16 protein-coding genes and 2 tRNA genes are annotated in these 16,390 nt (G+C 59.0%); 4 read left to right on the top strand and 14 right to left on the bottom strand.

Features of this window, described 5'->3' with window-relative positions; genetic code table 11:
* Positions 1-6: 6 nt before the first annotated feature.
* The 13 genes from B1781_RS23610 to B1781_RS08980 form a co-directional block, all read right to left on the bottom strand.
* Entirely contained in the window at positions 7-1,080 is a 1,074-nt protein-coding gene (locus B1781_RS23610) for an FAD-binding oxidoreductase (RefSeq protein WP_078119345.1), read from the bottom strand.
* Positions 1,052-2,038: an aromatic/alkene monooxygenase hydroxylase subunit beta gene (locus B1781_RS09030; RefSeq protein WP_078119344.1), complete on the bottom strand. Its 987-nt coding sequence runs from the start codon at positions 2,036-2,038 to the stop codon at positions 1,052-1,054. Before B1781_RS09030 ends, B1781_RS23610 begins: the two co-directional genes overlap by 29 nt.
* A gap of 132 nt (positions 2,039-2,170) precedes the next feature.
* A complete protein-coding gene (locus B1781_RS09025) occupies positions 2,171-2,485 on the bottom strand; it encodes an MmoB/DmpM family protein (protein ID WP_078119343.1) in 315 nt (104 codons plus the stop codon).
* Positions 2,486-2,594: 109 nt separating this feature from the next.
* Positions 2,595-2,930 (bottom strand): Rieske 2Fe-2S domain-containing protein, encoded by a 336-nt coding sequence (locus tag B1781_RS09020; RefSeq protein ID WP_078119342.1) that lies wholly within the window; start codon positions 2,928-2,930, stop codon positions 2,595-2,597.
* 25 nt (positions 2,931-2,955) lie between these two features.
* On the bottom strand, positions 2,956-3,222 hold the full coding sequence (locus B1781_RS23605) for a toluene-4-monooxygenase system B family protein (RefSeq protein WP_078119341.1): 267 nt from the start codon (positions 3,220-3,222) through the stop codon (positions 2,956-2,958).
* A complete protein-coding gene (locus tag B1781_RS23420; protein WP_334223932.1) occupies positions 3,223-3,960 on the bottom strand; it encodes a YHS domain-containing protein in 738 nt (245 codons plus the stop codon).
* A gap of 11 nt (positions 3,961-3,971) precedes the next feature.
* Entirely contained in the window at positions 3,972-4,787 is an 816-nt protein-coding gene (locus tag B1781_RS23415) for a ferritin family protein (RefSeq protein WP_334223931.1), read from the bottom strand.
* 1,028 nt (positions 4,788-5,815) lie between these two features.
* Positions 5,816-5,892: transfer RNA gene (locus B1781_RS09005), tRNA-Val, on the bottom strand.
* A 103-nt stretch (positions 5,893-5,995) separates the two neighbouring features.
* Positions 5,996-6,337 (bottom strand): DUF2061 domain-containing protein, encoded by a 342-nt coding sequence (locus B1781_RS09000; protein ID WP_078119340.1) that lies wholly within the window; start codon positions 6,335-6,337, stop codon positions 5,996-5,998.
* A 22-nt stretch (positions 6,338-6,359) separates the two neighbouring features.
* Positions 6,360-6,986 carry an adenylyl-sulfate kinase gene (cysC, locus tag B1781_RS08995; RefSeq protein ID WP_078119339.1) on the bottom strand — a complete coding sequence of 209 codons (627 nt, stop codon included), beginning with the start codon at positions 6,984-6,986 and terminating at the stop codon, positions 6,360-6,362.
* 67 nt (positions 6,987-7,053) lie between these two features.
* Positions 7,054-7,776, bottom strand: coding sequence for a phosphoadenylyl-sulfate reductase (locus B1781_RS08990; protein ID WP_078119338.1), 723 nt, complete (start codon positions 7,774-7,776; stop codon positions 7,054-7,056).
* Positions 7,763-9,451 (bottom strand): assimilatory sulfite reductase (NADPH) hemoprotein subunit, encoded by a 1,689-nt coding sequence (gene cysI / locus B1781_RS08985; RefSeq protein ID WP_125931981.1) that lies wholly within the window; start codon positions 9,449-9,451, stop codon positions 7,763-7,765. Before cysI ends, B1781_RS08990 begins: the two co-directional genes overlap by 14 nt.
* Entirely contained in the window at positions 9,451-11,229 is a 1,779-nt protein-coding gene (locus tag B1781_RS08980; RefSeq protein ID WP_078119336.1) for an assimilatory sulfite reductase (NADPH) flavoprotein subunit, read from the bottom strand. The genes cysI and B1781_RS08980 overlap by 1 nt, the downstream gene beginning before the upstream one ends.
* A 102-nt stretch (positions 11,230-11,331) precedes the next feature.
* On the opposite strand from B1781_RS08980, the gene B1781_RS08975 reads away from it, so the two are divergent.
* Entirely contained in the window at positions 11,332-12,273 is a 942-nt protein-coding gene (locus tag B1781_RS08975) for a LysR substrate-binding domain-containing protein (RefSeq protein WP_078119335.1), read from the top strand.
* 10 nt (positions 12,274-12,283) lie between these two features.
* On the opposite strand, the gene uvrB is transcribed toward B1781_RS08975, so the two are convergent.
* Positions 12,284-14,293: an excinuclease ABC subunit UvrB gene (gene uvrB / locus B1781_RS08970; protein WP_078119334.1), complete on the bottom strand. Its 2,010-nt coding sequence runs from the start codon at positions 14,291-14,293 to the stop codon at positions 12,284-12,286.
* Between the two features lie 90 nt (positions 14,294-14,383).
* Here uvrB and B1781_RS08965 point away from each other — a divergent pair, with 90 nt between their 5' ends.
* The 3 genes from B1781_RS08965 to B1781_RS08955 all read left to right on the top strand — a co-directional run bounded on the left by B1781_RS08965 (position 14,384) and on the right by B1781_RS08955 (position 16,376).
* Positions 14,384-15,571, top strand: a complete 1,188-nt coding sequence (locus B1781_RS08965; protein ID WP_078119333.1) for a pyridoxal phosphate-dependent aminotransferase — start codon at positions 14,384-14,386, stop codon at positions 15,569-15,571.
* An 84-nt stretch (positions 15,572-15,655) separates the two neighbouring features.
* Complete coding sequence (locus B1781_RS08960) at positions 15,656-16,213, top strand: GspH/FimT family pseudopilin (RefSeq protein WP_078119332.1); 558 nt, start codon at positions 15,656-15,658, stop codon at positions 16,211-16,213.
* Positions 16,214-16,301: 88 nt separating this feature from the next.
* Positions 16,302-16,376, top strand: a tRNA-Asn gene (locus tag B1781_RS08955).
* The last annotated feature ends 14 nt before the right edge of the window (positions 16,377-16,390 follow it).

Raw genomic sequence — 16,390 nt, 5'->3', positions numbered from 1 at the left:
AGGGGACTAAAAGAATCGATCGAAGTGGATTTGGTCGAACGGCACTTTGTGTTCAACCATCAATAGCTCCTGCAACGCCTGAGTCATCGCAGCGGGACCAGCGAAATAGAACTCGTAGCTCGATAGCTCGTTGGGTAAATTCTTTGCGACTTCTTCGTGCACGTATCCCGTAGCCCCTGTCCAATGAGCAGCGTCTGGTGAGGACACCACAGGGCAATAAACGATCCGATCAGAAAATCCGGGTAACGCTGTCAACATCGTGTCACCACATACATCTCGCGGCTCACGTGCTCCGTAGAAGAAGAACAAGCGTTGACTCTCGAAGAGCCCTGCCGCCGATGCTCCACGGGCAATTGAGATCATCGGCGCCAACCCCGAACCTCCAGCTACGCAAACAAGATCGCGAGGCGATTCGGGTCGCAAGTACCCCATGCCGTAGGGCCCATCAATACCGATCTCCAGGCCGAGGGGGAGTGAATCGAAGAGTAGACTCGTCGCTTTCCCATGTGGGACGCGTCGAATGTGAAACTCCCAGATGCCAGCGCTGTTCGGGAGGTTTGCCATGGAGTAGGCTCGTGCAGCATGAACTCCTGGCAGATCTAACATCGCGAACTGTCCGGCGAGAAACTCCGCCGGACTATCAGATTGGAAACGAAACGACCTAATGTCGTGGGTGATAGCGGCGGTCTCGGTGAGTACCGCCTTGTTTCGCCTCGGCAGAATCGGAGGGATATACTCTGGCGCCGTCGCCGCCTTTATCGACACATCCCCGATTGCCCTGCACTGGCAGGCCAGCCGTCGACCCCGCTTCTTGTCCCGCTCCCCGAGCCCCGGAGCATCTGGCCACAGCGACTCAACCTCCCCGCTGAGTAGTTCGAACTTGCACCCACCACACCCTCCGGAATTGCACTCGTAAGACATTCCGACCCCAGAACGCAACGCGGCTCTAAGAATGGTGTCACCGGGGATCTGTTCGAATCGGCTACCGTCCTTGTCGTTCTCAATCACGGGATTGGTCACACGAAAATTCCCGCAGACCGCAGACTCTCGCTCACAACCCAAGACTGCGGCGCAAATCATGAGTTGCGGCACGCGCTGCTTCTGCCGCCCCGGGCGCGTTCGGCAAAGCACCACAATAAGCGTCGATGGCAGCATCTGCGAGGGGCTCCCAACGCGCTAGCCAAGATTTTATGGGCTCTTGATTTCCCGCGGTTTCAAGCGCCATGGAAACGAAAGCTGCGGTCCACCGACGATGGCGGTCGGCGTCAATGAGTTGGGCGTCGGTGAGCAAACCGAGCAAAGTGTCGCCGTTATGCCGCGCTGATGCCCCCAGCTGCCTTAGTACCGCCTCTTCAACCGCAGGCTTGACGACAAGGCTCAGAACCACAATCGCCTCGCCCCAATCCCACACTGTGAGAGCCATTTCCATGAGCTCACGGAACCCCTGCCATGCAAGATCGTCTTCCCAGTATCTGCGTTCTTCGACGCCGAATCCTTTATCGGGAAAGGCCAATGCCAACTCTTTGGTTCGGTACGCCGTATGGCTCAGCCAACGCAGGCTGTCGGCCATCTGAAAGTAATTGCAATTCGTAAGCGTACTGGCGGGCGACACCTGACCTACGTAGGCAGAGGCCATTTGCAGCGCGTGAAACAGAAAACGCGCTGGGGAATAGAGTCGAACGAGCGAACCTGCCCAGCAGGGATCGAGAGCTTTATCGTGTTCACGCTCGTTAAACTGATCAAACAGACCGAAAACGTACGTCTCTTGTCCGTCCTGCATTAGGTTGTAGGTGCGGTACACAACCTCGTCAGGATCACGAAATGCATTCCAATCAGCGTGCTTGAGCGCCGTATCAAAGGTGTTCTTCTTGTACCATGTGTTCATGAACATGTTTGGATCGAGTTCGTACGGCGAGTCAGGATCGCGATCGTTGTAGTGCAAATTGGTACTGACGATCTCGTACTCACTCGGCTTACGGCGCCGCGCAGCCAAGTGACTCCACGTTTTCTGAGGCTTAAGGATTTGGGCGTCTGACATGTATGTCTCCTTGATTCTTCGTTTTAGGCGAGATTGCACGAGCTCTCTCCCGCTGGAGGCGCCGGCGCAGTGCCCGAGTTCGAGTGTGTTATTGGTGGCACACCCATAGCTAGACGTTGGCATCCAGGCAGATCAGAGTGTCTTGACGAAGTAGAAGCGGATCGAATCATCGCCGCTCTCAATCTGACCGGCAAAAGAGCTCAGATCGACTTCGAGGTCATTCATCTGAAATGGGCGTCCAAGTTCCTCCTCAATAGTCGCTTGGCGCAGAATCATTTCTTGTTCCGTATGGATTCGGATGTACGCCCGCTTGTCGTCTACGAAGATTTCTTTGCCCGGGTTGTCCAACCGCGCAGCTTCTACGACGGCTTGAGCCAGATCTCCTGCTCTCATGACTGGCCCTACAAGGTTGTTGTGATAAGCCTTGCCCGAAACTGACGTATTCATGTTTGCCTCTTTTCTATATTCCTCACAGCCAGCGACTCGCGAGGATAAACCGTTGGCTGACCCACTATCGTCGAGCAAGCCCGACTGAATGGATCAGATATGGAACCTGCTAGCTGTGTGCAAAGAGAGGTTCGACACCCTCCGTTTCCACAAGAATGTCTTCACCATCGATGCGGATCGGATATACCGCCAGGGCACAGTCGTCTGGATTAATGCCTTTCCCGGTTCCGGCGTCGAATTGCCACAGATGAGCACGGCAGATGAGCTTCTTACCGTCGAACGTGCCTTCACTTAACGCAATGTCTTGGTGAGGACAGACGCCTTGGAATGCACTTATTTCTCCACCTTCGGCACAGACCAACACAATTTCATGGCCGTTGACTGTGAAAGGCTCCATCTCGCCTTCCCATACATCATCAAGCGTGCATACTTTCGTGAAACTCATTCCCCGCCCCTTGTACGACCACGCATCAGCCGGCTGACGCCTGCCAGATGATCTCGACGGTCTCTGTAGGCAAAAAGCCCGCCTCGACTACCGTCATATTACGAGGTAGAAACTCCTTACTACCTTGTCGCCGGACACGCAGAATATGACCGGGGCGAGCACGTACTCGGCGACCAACCGAGTGGACGGCCGCTGCTGCAGCGACTTCGTCCATGGTGTTTTCGGTATCAACTGGAACCAGCTGTAAAACGAAATCTCCCTCGAAATTTGAGGTCAACGGGAATAGGGACATTTATGAAATCTCCTCGCGTGAAGCACCTTGAAACGGCTTGCTGGGCGACGTGGATCGGTACGCGGCTGCCTCGCGTTGATCTCGCATAGCTCGATAAACCTCGGCCCACGCGTAGTTGTGAGCATCGTCACCACACTCACCGGGTGCGATGTTCATGTAAGCCAGAGCACCTTCCAGGTTCATTGGCTGGATCATCCCGGCAAGGAATCGATCCACGAGCGAGAGGTGGCCGGCGTAGCGTTCAGGCTCTTGCTGGAATATCCAGCGATCTACTTCCGAACCAAAATGATAAAGTCGGCCTTTGTACTCGAGGGGATAGTCAACGACATTCCACTTCTTCCCCGGCGTGCCGAGGATCGGTAGTTGGCACATGTTGCAAACATAGGGCAACGTTTCTGGATATGCCTTATCCATGTTTCCATCGACCACGTTATCGATGATCACGTCCCAGCACTCGCCCCAAGTGTCATTCCACCCCGGATACTTTTCCTCAAGCCAGCTTCGTTCTTCCGGTGTGATACCGGCGGCGGGGTTCCACCAAACAGTCGGGCGCCAGTAATAAGAACCGAGATGCATTCCGTGATGGGTCTCGCTCAGATCATTGAGGAAGATGTCCCAGTACCAAGGCAGATCCAGACCCATATCCGTGAGGGCACGCTCGAACTGAGCAACGATCCACTCTTCCATGAACTCTTTAAAAGACTGCTTTCGGTGTTCAAGCGGCGTGTAGTAGTCCATGATCGGCCCAGTCAGCACCGAAAACAGCTTCCACGCCCCCACAACGCGATATCCACGCGCTGCTGAGCCTCTTCTTTATGGCCATTTTCGATGAGCAGCTTGAGTGCTGGTCCGCCAATTTGTGCGTGGCGTGATTCATCCGTCTGAATACTCGAAATCAGGTTGGCAAAAGTGTGGTCACCTGCCTCTGCAGCGTCGGCAGCGAGGCCGAGGAACTGCATATTGGTAAACCCGGTCTCGAAGCTGAACGTAAGCATGATGGAAACGCTGATTGCATCGCGCGTCATCATGATGTCGTCGAAGAAGTGGCGCGCCGCGATCATCGCCCATTCATTGGTATCGTAGGCCTTAAAGGCCCAGTCCATCTGACGGTCCTTTGTCACATGCTCATGGGGAAAGTAGAGCTGCATCTGCCCATGGCGAATCTCATCCATGCAGCCGAGCGTTGCCATGTTGCGCATCCCAGGTGCTTTGGAGAAACGCATCATCCTTGCCTCGGCGCTCGCTGCAGCGTACTCGCCTCGAGCAATGGCCCCGTAGTGGGCTTTCATCACCGACTTCCAACCTTCGTCGGCGTTCTCGTAAATTCGGCTACGCTCCAAAGCAGCCTTGACCGAATAAGCGCCCGCATCCTTTTCCCGCTGCACCTTCACATACTCCGGATAGGTCTGCTTGTAAGGTTCGTCATAACCCTCCCAAGCAGAAAGCGGCAATCTGAAGTCTCCGGAAAGTCTTGGTGGGAACAATTCATCCTCACTGACGTATCTGGGTGTCCAGTTCGTGGAGCGCGCTAAGTCATACCAGTCCATGCGATTGAGTACGGCCATCGATGTCTCCTTTGCATTTTGGGTTAGTAGTCTCGCTGACGCCCTTTCCGAAGCAACCCACAAAGTTCTGGATAGCACGCGGTTTTCTTCGAACGCCGAACTGAACCTTATGCCGAGCGATCGAAGCGCGGTATTAGACGATGGTTTAGTTGCATCGCAACAACGACGCTATTTCTTGAAGCTATATGAACGTCGGATACGGTTAGGTAGGAAAACGCATCAGATTGGAGATTGAGCTCGACGGGTAGCTTCGGGAGTGCTCCTGAGCTTCGAAGGCAGCTGTGAACGTTGATGCTTGCCGGCTTGTTTGGATCCGCTTCGCTTGTCCATTAATGGGCAGCTACAGCGCATAAGACGCAGGCACTGAGACGCAAGACGGTGTCCACACCCCAACTATTGAGGCAATGGCAAGTTAGAGTATTTCCGTTTTCGTCGGAATACGCCGGGCGGTAGGCCGCCCAGATTTTCGTGCTTAAGCTCGTGGTTGCAATGCAGCCACCAGGGCCACGCCGTCCCGCGGAGCGTAATTCAACCCTTCGATCAGGTAAGCGTAGACAAGCTCTCGTTCCATCGGTCGGTTGAATTGCTCGCGAAACCATCGGCATCTGGTGCAACCATTACAACCACATCGGGCCGCATCGATCACCGGGGAAGACACCACCCGCCGCGTTCGCCCAAGAAGTGGCCTGACACGCGCGGACGCCCACATCAAACGCGGTTCACTTCCAGGGGTACGATCACTGACATATTTTCCGTTTTGATGATTTCCCGCTATCTGGGCCAATAGCAGCTTAACAACTCACCTCAGCTGCTGCCGGGTCGTTTGTTGCGCGACAGCTTCGGCCGAACTACAGACCGTGACTGCAACCACCGCCAGACTTCAGAAGTTGGCTGAAAGTGGAACAAAGACCAATGTAACGAGCTTTAGCGAAGGATCTTGAGCTGAAAACATCCGAGCAGGTTTTCCCCAAACAAAAAACGGACCCTTGCGGGGTCCGTCTTATGTGCCTGCCAACCAAGCAGAATGCTGGTAGGCGCGAGTGGACTCGAACCACCGACCCCCACCATGTCAAGGTGGTGCTCTAACCAACTGAGCTACGCGCCTAAAGAGGCGGCAATCATACACATCCTTTTTGGTGTGTACAAGCCGTTGCGATTCACAATTTGCCACCCCGCCCCATGCCGCATTCAAGCCGGTGGGGCGGATGCTAGGCCGCGGTGTCTCGGACCGGCCGAATGGGGGTCAGAGCGTCCTTGCTCTCGACCTTGATCGGTACAGGCGTGGCGCTTTCGACAGTCCGCCCGAGCGAAATGCGGTTCCAGATACGCTCGTGGCCGTAGTACAACGCCATCTTGGTGATCACCTCGGTCAACCCGATCGCCGCTGCCACCCGGATGTCGCTGGTGAATAACCAGGACAAAAAGATCGTGTCGAGCGAACCGGTCACCCGCCACGATATGGCCTTGGCCAGACTGCGGATCGGTCGGTCCGCGGTGGTTGCCGCGGTGCTCTCTACCTCGGCGTCGATCTTCTTACTGAACAGCAGCATGATCGGTCGTGGGCCTCCGGCCTCACGCCTCCTGTTGAATCGGCTCGTAGCCGGCACGCAGCACATCGACCTCGTGCAGATAGGCGAGCAACTGGTTGACCGCCTCGGCGACCGTCACGTCACCGGCCCGGATGTGTACCTCGGCGTTTTCCGGCTCTTCATACGGGCTGTCGATGCCGGTGAACTGTTTGATCTCACCGGCATCCGCCTTCGCGTACAGCCCCTTGGGGTCGCGATCGCGGCAGGTGTCCAGCGGCGCATCGACGAACACCTCGACGAACTGGTGCTCGGGCAGGATCTCGCGCACCAGGCGGCGGTCGGCGCGGAACGGTGAAATGAATGCAGCCAGGGTGATCAGACCGGCATCGGCCATCAGCTTGGCGACCTCGCCGACCCGTCGGATGTTCTCCTTGCGGTCGGCGTCGCTGAAGTGCAGATCGCTGCACAGGCCGTGACGCACATTGTCACCGTCGAGCAGGTAGGTGTGATAACCCTGGTGCGTCAGGATCTGTTCCAGCGCACCGGCTATGGTGGATTTACCGGACGCACTCAGCCCGGTAAACCAGATCACCAGCGGGCGCTGGGATTTCTGCTCGGCGCGAACCTCCTGGTCCACGACATGTTTGTGCCATACAACGTTATTGCTCATATTTTTCGCTTCCTGTTTATTTCACTCGATGGTCGCCGGGCATCGCCTTGAACCACGTCAATCAAACTCAATCGTGAATACCGCATTCCCTTTTCAGGCCGAAAAAGCGGGTGTCTTCCGGGCGCATGCCGGGCTGCAGGGGCTGACTGGTGTGCCAATCGCCGACCGATTCATAACCGGCTTCCCACAGCGGGTGATACGGCAGGCCGTGCTTGCGCAGATAGCGATAGAGATCGCGGTTATTCCAATCGATCACCGGGTGCACCTTGAAGCGCGCTTCCTGTGCACGCAGCACCGGCAACTGTTCGCGACTGTCGGCCTGCACGCGTCGCAGTCCGGCGAACCATGTCTGAACGTCGAGGTCGTGCAGCGCCTGCTTTAGAGGTTCGACCTTGTTGATTCGGTTGTAGTGTTCGAGACCGGCCGTGCCCTGTTCCCACAATCTGCCGTAGCGGGTTTCCTGCCACGCAGGCGAGACCGGCGCGCGGTAGATGTGCAGGTTGAGCTGTAGTCGCTCGGTAAGCTCATCGACGAAACGATAGGTCTCAGGAAACAGATAACCGGTATCGACCAGAACCACCGGGATGTTCGGCGCGACCCGGGTGACCATGTGCAGCATCAACGCCGCCTGGATACCGAAACTCGACGTCAATACATGATTGCCGGGTAGCCGCTGCATCGCCCATTCAATACGCTGTTGGGCATTGAGCTTCTCCAGGTGGCCGTTCAATTCATCCAGGCGGCGCGCGTCGCCGAGCAGTTCACGATGGGGGATTTCAAGCAGGTTCATGAAAGCCCTCCGCCGGATTGTGCAACGGCTGCACAATCCCGGCTCTGACCGTGAAGTCACCAAACCGCTCTTCGGGCGAGCCTTCGGCTGCGTACCGCTCGAACAGCTCGCCGATCGTGTTCAGCAATTCAGCTTCATTCAAATTCTTACGGTACAAGCGGGCTATGCGCATGCCGACGCCATCACCGCCGATCAGCAGGTTGTAGCGCCCCGGGCCTTTGCCGACCAGGCCGATCTCGGCGACATAGGGCCGCGCACAACCGTTCGGGCAACCGGTCATGCGGATCACGATCGGCTGCCGTTCAATCCCTTTGCGCCGTGCCATCTCGTCGATCGCATCGATAAACGCGGGGAAGTAACGCTCGCCTTCCGCCATTGCCTGCGGACAAGTCGGCAAGGCCACGCAGGCGATGCTCTCCAATCGCGTTGGGCTGGGTCCATCCGTGAGCAGACCATGCTCGCGCGCCAGGGTACTGATAGCCACCTTGTCGGCAGCATCTACGCCGGCAATGATCAGGTTCTGGCTGGGCGTGATACGAAACTCGCCCGTGTGTACCTGGGCAATCTTGCGCAGACCGCTCATCAACTGCGATTGCTCTGCATCGACCACCCGGCCATTCTCGATAAACAGCGTGAGGTACCAGCTTCCGTCGGCGTCGGCAGCCCAACCGAAACGATCGCCCTGGCTGGTAAAGGTCACAGGGCGTGACGGCCTGAAGCGAACACCGCTGCGCATTTCCACCTGCGCCACGAAGTCATCAAGCCCCATGCGATCGATGGTGTATTTCAAGCGCGCATGACGTCGACTCACCCGGTTACCGAAATCACGCTGGGTTGTTACGACCGCCTCGGCAACGGCAATCACGTCTTCGGGACTGACAAAACCGAGTTCGTCTGCCAGACGCGGATAGGTGCTGGGATCGTCGTGCGTAACACCCATTCCACCGCCGGCGACAACATTGAAGCCGACCAGCTCGTCGCCCTCGGCGATGGCGATAAAACCGAGATCATTGGTGTACACATCGACATCGTTGTGCGGCGGTACCGCAACAGCCGTCTTGAACTTGCGTGGCAGATAGGTGTTCCCGTAGATCGATTCGTCTTCACCGCCCGACTGGATTTCGCCGTCCAGCCAGATCTCGTGATAGGCCCGCGTTCTCGGCAAGAGATGCTCGCTGATCCGGCGCGCCCAACCGTACACCGTCTGGTGCAACGCCGACTGCTCCGGGTTCGGGTTGCACAGCACGTTGCGATTAATGTCGCCGCAGCCACCGATCGAATCGATCATCGCCTGGTTGATACGTTTTATCAGCGGCTTGAGATTCTTTTTGAGAATCCCGTGGTACTGGAAGGTCTGTCGCGTGGTCAGACGGATACTGCCGTTGCCCAGCTCGCGACCGACTTCGTCGATCGCCAGCCACTGCTGCGCCGAGCAGACACCGCCGGGCAAACGCGCGCGCAACATGAAACTGTAGTAAGGCTCGAGGAACTGAACCTGACGCTCGCGTCGCACGTCGCGGTCGTCCTGCTCGTAGAAACCGTGAAACTTGCTGATCTGTGCGTCCGCCGGTGCCAGCGCACCGCTCACTTCATCGGCCAGACTCTCTTTGAGCGTGCCGCGCAGACCGCGACTGTTGGTCTTGATGATCTCGTTGGGGTTCACTTCGATATCCATCAGTACACGTCCTTCAGGTATCGGCCCTGAACCCGCAGCTCATCGACAAAGGCATGCGCTGCATCGTCGCCCAATCCACCGTGGGTCTGCGCGATCTCGGCAAGACTTGCCTGCACGGCCTTTTCCATGGCCAAACCGCCACACACGTAGATGCGCGCACCATCGTCCAACCAGCGATAGACCTCTTTGCCCTCATCCAGCAGCCGCCGTTGCACATAGGGTCGATCGTCGCTGTCGCGTGAAAACGCCAGGCTGATGCGATCCAGACGTCCAGCCTTGCGATGGGCCAACCAGTCGGTTTGGTACAGGAAGTCGCGATGAAAATGCCGGTTACCGAACACCAGCCATTGTCGGCCGTTCACTCCGTTCGCCTCGCGTTGCTGAAGAAACGCGCGAAATGGCGCGATGCCGGTTCCGGCGCCGATCATGATGACCGGCACATCGGGATCGTCCGGCAGGCGAAACGCCGTGTTCTGCGCAACATAGACAGGCAAGGCTTCGCCCGTCGACAGACGTTCGGTCAGGTAGCCCGAGGCACCGCCCAGTCGCGGTTCGCCACCGATCTCGTAGCTGAGTTTCGCCACCGTCAGATGCACCTCGTCCGGGTACAGATCCTGACTCGATGCGATGGAATAGAGTCGTGGCTGCAGCGCCTGCAAGGCATCGACGAGCTGCTGTGCATCGATCCCCGCAGGGTGTTCGGTCAACAAGTCGATGACCTGGTGGCTTGCAGCATAGTCGCGTAGGCCTTGCCCATCGGCACACAACCGCTGCAAAGATTCCCCACCGGCCAGAGCCGCCCATGCCTTGATGACCGAAGGATGCAGTTGCGTGAGTTCGAGATGCCGGTACAACGCATCTTCGATCGGCATCGTGGCGTCATCGACCTGTACCGCATGGCTGGCGGTCAGACCACCTGCCGCAATAACCCGCTCAACCAGCGCCGGCGCATTGTTGAAGTACACCCCGAGCGCATCGCCGGGCTGGTAACTCACCGCCGATGCATCGATATCGAGGGCGATATGGTGTACCGACGACAGCGCATCGTGCGTGGTGATGCGGCGGTTCTCGACCACCTCGGCAACATAGGGGTGACCGCGATCATGGCGCGGCGTTGTGCGCACGGCCTGCAACGGCACGACCCTCGCATCGGCAGTGGGCACCTGGCGTTCGGCCTCCTGCAACACCTGCGTTCGCCAGCTCTGCGCCGCGTTGTCGTAGTCGACATCGGCATCGACGCGCTCTGCGACCGCCGTCGCCCCCAGCGCAGCGAAGCGCTCGTCGAGGTCCTTTGCAGCCTGGCAGAAAAACTCGTAGCTCGAATCGCCGAGGCCGAAGATCGCGTATTGCAGACCGCTCAGGTCCGGCGCCTTGCCCACGTTGAGATAACGGAACAGTTCGAACGCGCTCTCCGGTGGCTCGCCCTCGCCCTGCGTACTGATCACGACATACAGCAACTGCTCCTTGAGCAGCTCGCGCGGGCGGTAGTCTTCGACCGATACCAGCCGCGCCTGCAGACCGCGTTCGGCTGCGCCGTCCGCCAGGCGTTCAGCAACGCCTCGGGCGTTGCCGGTCTGCGATGCATACAGAATCGTCAGGCGAGACTGCGCTATCGGTTGGGCGACGTTCGCGGGATTGCTCAATGCCGCCAGGTAACCGCTGGCCCACAGCAATTGCTCGCTGCTCAGGTCGGCAATCGCCTGTGCCAGACGTGACAGTTGCGGCTCATCGAGAAGCCCAATCGGTTGGCTGGCTTGTACTTGTACCGCAGTTGACATGCTTACCCCATAACGTTTGTCGTGCTTACTTGCTGGCAAGACTGCGGCAAGGGGTTTATCTTTTGAAGTTATGAATTTTGATGCTCTATCACTTTTGGCGATATGGAACTGAGGCAACTTGCCTCACTGGTCGCGGTCGTCGAGGCAAACTTCAACGTGACCGAGGCAGCAGAGCGCCTGCACATCGTGCAGTCGGCGGTTTCACAGCAACTGGCACGTCTTGAAGGCGAGCTGGGAACCGAGATCTTCACCCGCAAGGGCAAGCGCCTGGTAAGCCTGACTGCCAGCGGCGAGAAAGTATTGAACTATGCCCGCCAGTCGTTGGCGCTGCGCGAAAACATCCTCGCGGTCGGTCGCGACCATGTCGATGAAGACAAAGGCATTCTGCGCATCGGCACCACGCACACCCAGGCGCGCTACGTACTGCCGCGTGTCATCCAGGAGTTCCGCAAGGTGTTTCCCGATGTTTCGCTGCAGATCCATCAGGGCACGCCGCAGCAGCTGGTCGAGATGGCATTGGCCGACAAGGTCGACTTCTCAATCTGCACCGAGGAACTCGGCGAGCACCCCACCCTGACCGCATTGCCGATCTACCGCTGGAACCGCGTGCTGATTGCACCCAAGCGACACGCAGTGCTGCGTTGCAAGCCACTCGGTCTGGAGTGCATCTGCAAATACCCCTTGATCACCTACACCTTCGGTCTCAACGGCTCGACGCACCTGAAGTCGACGTTTGCACGCAGCGGCCTGCGCCCCAACATCGTGTTGAGCGCGGTGGATACCGATGTGATCAAGACCTATGTGCGCGAAGGACTGGGCGTGGGGCTGATCGCGCAGACGGCGTATTCACCGACCATCGACAAGGACCTGTCGATGCGTGAACTGAAGCACCTGTTGCCGTGGGAAACGACCTGGGTTGCCTATCATCGCGAAAAATATCTGCGGCGCTACCAGCAGTCGTTCATCGACCTGCTCAACCGCATGACCGTGGAGAATGGCCGGATTGTCGAACCCGGCAATGCCGGCCGCAAAGATCGCCGCTGACCGATCGCCGCTAGGCGACCAGGCCCTTGCCTTGCAGCGACTTCAACTGGTCGCGAATCCTGGCGGCCTCTTCGAACTCGAGATTCTTGGCGTGCTTGTGCATCGTCTTTTCGAGTTCCTTGATCTTCTTCATCATCTGCGCCGGGGTCAGCGACGCGTACTCCGAGGTCTCTTCGGCCACCTTGGCGAAACGCCTCGGCGCCGGCGGCGCACCCGGGTAGGCGGCCTCCATGATGTCGGCGATGTTCTTCTCGACCGTCCTCGGCGTGATGTTGTGTTCCTTGTTGAAATCCATCTGCTTGGTGCGGCGACGTTCGGTTTCGTCGATCGCGCGCTGCATCGAGCCGGTGATCCGGTCACCGTAGAGGATCGCCTTGCCGCGGGCATTACGTGCCGCACGGCCGATGGTCTGGATCAACGAACCCTCGGAACGCAGAAAGCCCTCCTTGTCGGCATCGAGAATGGCGACCAGCGACACCTCGGGCATGTCCAGGCCTTCGCGCAGCAGGTTGATGCCGACCAGCACATCGAACTCACCCAAGCGCAGGTCGCGGATGATCTCCACCCGCTCCACCGTATCGATATCCGAGTGCAGATAGCGCACACGCACGCCGTGCTCGATCAGGTAGTCGGTCAGGTCCTCGGCCATGCGCTTGGTCAGCGTCGTGACCAGCACCCGGTCGCCCATCTCGGTGCGCGCATTGATCTCGGACAGCAGGTCGTCGACCTGGGTCGAGGCTGGCCGCACCTCGACCTCGGGATCGACCAGGCCGGTCGGCCGCACCACCTGTTCGACAATTACGCCCGAGTGCTCGCGCTCGTAATCGCGCGGCGTCGCCGATACATAGATGGTCTGCGGGGCGCGCGCCTCGAACTCCTCGAAGCGCAGCGGCCGGTTGTCCAGCGCCGACGGCAGGCGGAAACCGTATTCCACCAGCGTCTCTTTACGTGACCGGTCGCCGCGGTACATGGCACCGAGCTGCGGCACCGTCACGTGCGACTCGTCGATTACCAGCAGCGAGTCTTCGGGCAGGTAGTCGAACAGGGTCGGCGGCCCCTCGCCCGGCGCACGACCAGACAAGTAGCGAGAATAGTTCTCGATCCCCGAGCAATAGCCGAGTTCAACCATCATCTCGAGGTCGAACTGGGTGCGCTGCTGCAGGCGCTGGTGTTCGACCAGTTTCTGCACGCCGTACAGCTGTTCGAGGCGCTCCTTGAGTTCGACCTTGATCCCGTCGACCGCCTCGAGGATGGTGTCGCGTGGCGTGACGTAGTGGGTCTTGGGGTAGACGGTGTAGCGCGGCACTTTGCGCAACACCTCGCCGGTCAATGGGTCGAAAATGGACAGCGTCTCGACCTCGTCATCGAACAGCTCGACACGCACCGCCTCGTCGTCCGATTCGGCCGGGTGGATGTCGATCAACTCGCCACGCACCCGGTAGGTGCCGCGCGCCAGTTCCATGTCGTTACGCTTGTACTGCAGCTCGGCCAGGCGCCGCAGGATGGCGCGCTGATCAATGCGCTCACCGCGCGACAGGTGCAGCATCATGCGCAGGTACTGGCGCGGATCGCCCAGGCCGTAGATCGACGACACCGTGGCGACAACGATAACGTCGCGCCGCTCCAGCAGCGCCTTGGTCGCCGACAGGCGCATCTGCTCGACGTGCTCGTTCACCGAGGCGTCCTTTTCAATGAAGGTGTCGGACGACGGCACATAGGCCTCGGGCTGGTAGTAATCGTAATAGGAGACGAAGTACTCGACCGAGTTGTTGGGGAAGAAATCGCGGAATTCGCCGTACAGCTGGGCCGCCAGCGTCTTGTTCGGCGCCAGGATCATGGTCGGGCGCTGCACCTCGTCGATCACGTTGGCGATCGTGAAGGTCTTGCCCGAGCCGGTCACGCCGAGCAGGGTCATGCCGGCCTCGCCATCGCGCAGACCCTCGGTCAATTGCCGAATCGCAGCCGGCTGATCACCCGCCGGGGCAAAGCGCGACTGCAGATCGAAGATTTTTTTTGCCATAAAGGTGGTGATCGGCCCTGAACCAATCCGTTATGATACCAACCAATCCGTCCGCGACGAGTTCAAGCCCGAGAGACCCATTCGAACGCCATGAGCATCAAGCTTTCCAGCCGAGTACAGGCCGTCAAGCCCTCACCCACCCTGGCCATCACGGCACGCGCCGCAGCGCTACGCGCCGAGGGTAAAGACGTTATCGGCCTGGGGGCCGGTGAACCGGATTTCGACACGCCCGAGCACATCAAAGAGGCCGCTCGCCAGGCGCTTGCCGCCGGCAAGACCAAATACACACCGGTCGACGGCACGCCGGGTTTGAAACAGGCGATCATCGAAAAGTTCCGACGCGACAACAGTTTCGACTACACGCCGGAGCAGATCCTGGTTTCGTGCGGCGGCAAGCAGAGTTTCTACAACCTGGCCCAGGCGATCCTCGACCCGGGCGACGAAGTGATCATTCCGGCACCCTTCTGGGTCTCGTATCCGGACATGTCGATCCTGGCCGGCGGCGTGCCGGTGTTGGTGCATGCCGGCGCCGACCAGCACTTCAAGATCACCCCTGCCCAACTGCGCGGCGCGCTGACCGACAAGACGCGCCTGTTCGTCATCAACAGCCCGTCGAACCCGACCGGCATGGCCTACACCGGCGAAGAGCTGGCGGCGCTGGGCGAGGTACTGCGCGACTACCCGAAGGTCGCCATTGCCACCGATGATATGTACGAGCACATCCGCTGGAACCAGGATGAGCCGTTCGTCAACATCCTGAACGTGTGTCCGGACCTGGCCAATCGCACGCTGGTGCTGAACGGCGTGTCCAAGGCTTATTCGATGACCGGCTGGCGCATCGGCTATGCCGCCGGCCCAGCGGACATCATCAAGGCGATGAAGAAGATCCAGTCGCAGAGCACGTCGAACCCGACGTCGATCTCGCAGTACGCCGCCGAAGCCGCGCTGAACGGCCCGCAGGAATGCATCGGCGAGATGCTGGTGCAGTTCAAGAAACGTCACGACCATGTCGTCGAGCGCCTCAACGCGATGCCGGGCATCGAGTGCCTGCCGACCGATGGCACCTTCTACGTGTTTCCCTCGGTCAAGGGCCTGATCGATGCCATCGACGAGGTGCACGACGACCTGCAACTGGCCGAGCACCTGATCGTCAATGCCGGCGTTGCGCTGGTTCCAGGCACCGCATTCGGGTTATCCGGCCACGTGCGCATCTCGATTGCGACCAGCATGGAAAACCTCGACAATGCACTCGACCGTATCGCGAAGGTGGTTGCCTGAACGGTCGTTCTTTTCGAAACACGAAAATTCAACGTACGCCCCACGGATCGGGGCGTCGCATAACAAGCACGGAGGCTTTACGACATGGATGTCGAGAAAAACCTACCGCCGCATGCACGCGGCCTCACCCTCGTTGAACTCACTGCAACGATAGCTGTAATCAGCGTTGCGCTGGCGATTACCATCCCCAGTTGGGCGGCATTCGCCGAACGCTCTGCGGTATCCACCACCGCCAACCAGTTTCTGACCAGCCTGCGCTACGCCCGCAACGAGGCCGTTTCACGGCAGCGGCATGTCTCGCTCTGCCCCAGCGACGACGGTAGCACCTGTTCCGGCGACTTCCGCGGCTGGTCGCAGGGTTACCTGATCTTCGTCGACAACGACAGCAATAAACAGCGCGGCAGCCACGAGGAACTTTTGCGCCACGAGACGCTGCAGTATCCCGCCACGCAGGTAGCCACCACCAGCGGCCGGCCGGCGATTCGATTCCGCCGCGACGGTGCCGCATGGAGCACCAACGCCACGTTCAACATCTGCGCCGGTCCGGGTTCGAAACGCGCCGTCATCCTGTACGGCAGTGGACGGGCGCGCGTCGACGACACCGGCCCGAGCAACCGTCCGATCATCTGCAACCCGCTTTGAATGCCGCATGGCACGACGACTTGGACAGGCCGCGGGTGCGGTGTTGACCCCACCCGCGGCGGCAAGTAAACTTCGCGCTCGCTGTTATTCCCCTGTGGCGCAGCGGTAGCGCAGCGGACTGTTAATCCGTTGGTCGTTGGTTCGAATCCAACCGGGGGAGCCACACATTAAAAAGGC

The sequence above is a fragment of the Thiosocius teredinicola genome (assembly GCF_002009425.1).
Classification (GTDB): Bacteria; Pseudomonadota; Gammaproteobacteria; order Chromatiales; family Chromatiaceae; genus Thiosocius; species Thiosocius teredinicola.
The sequence above is the reverse complement of the archived record's forward strand: the minus strand, read 5'-3'. Positions and strand labels throughout refer to the sequence as shown.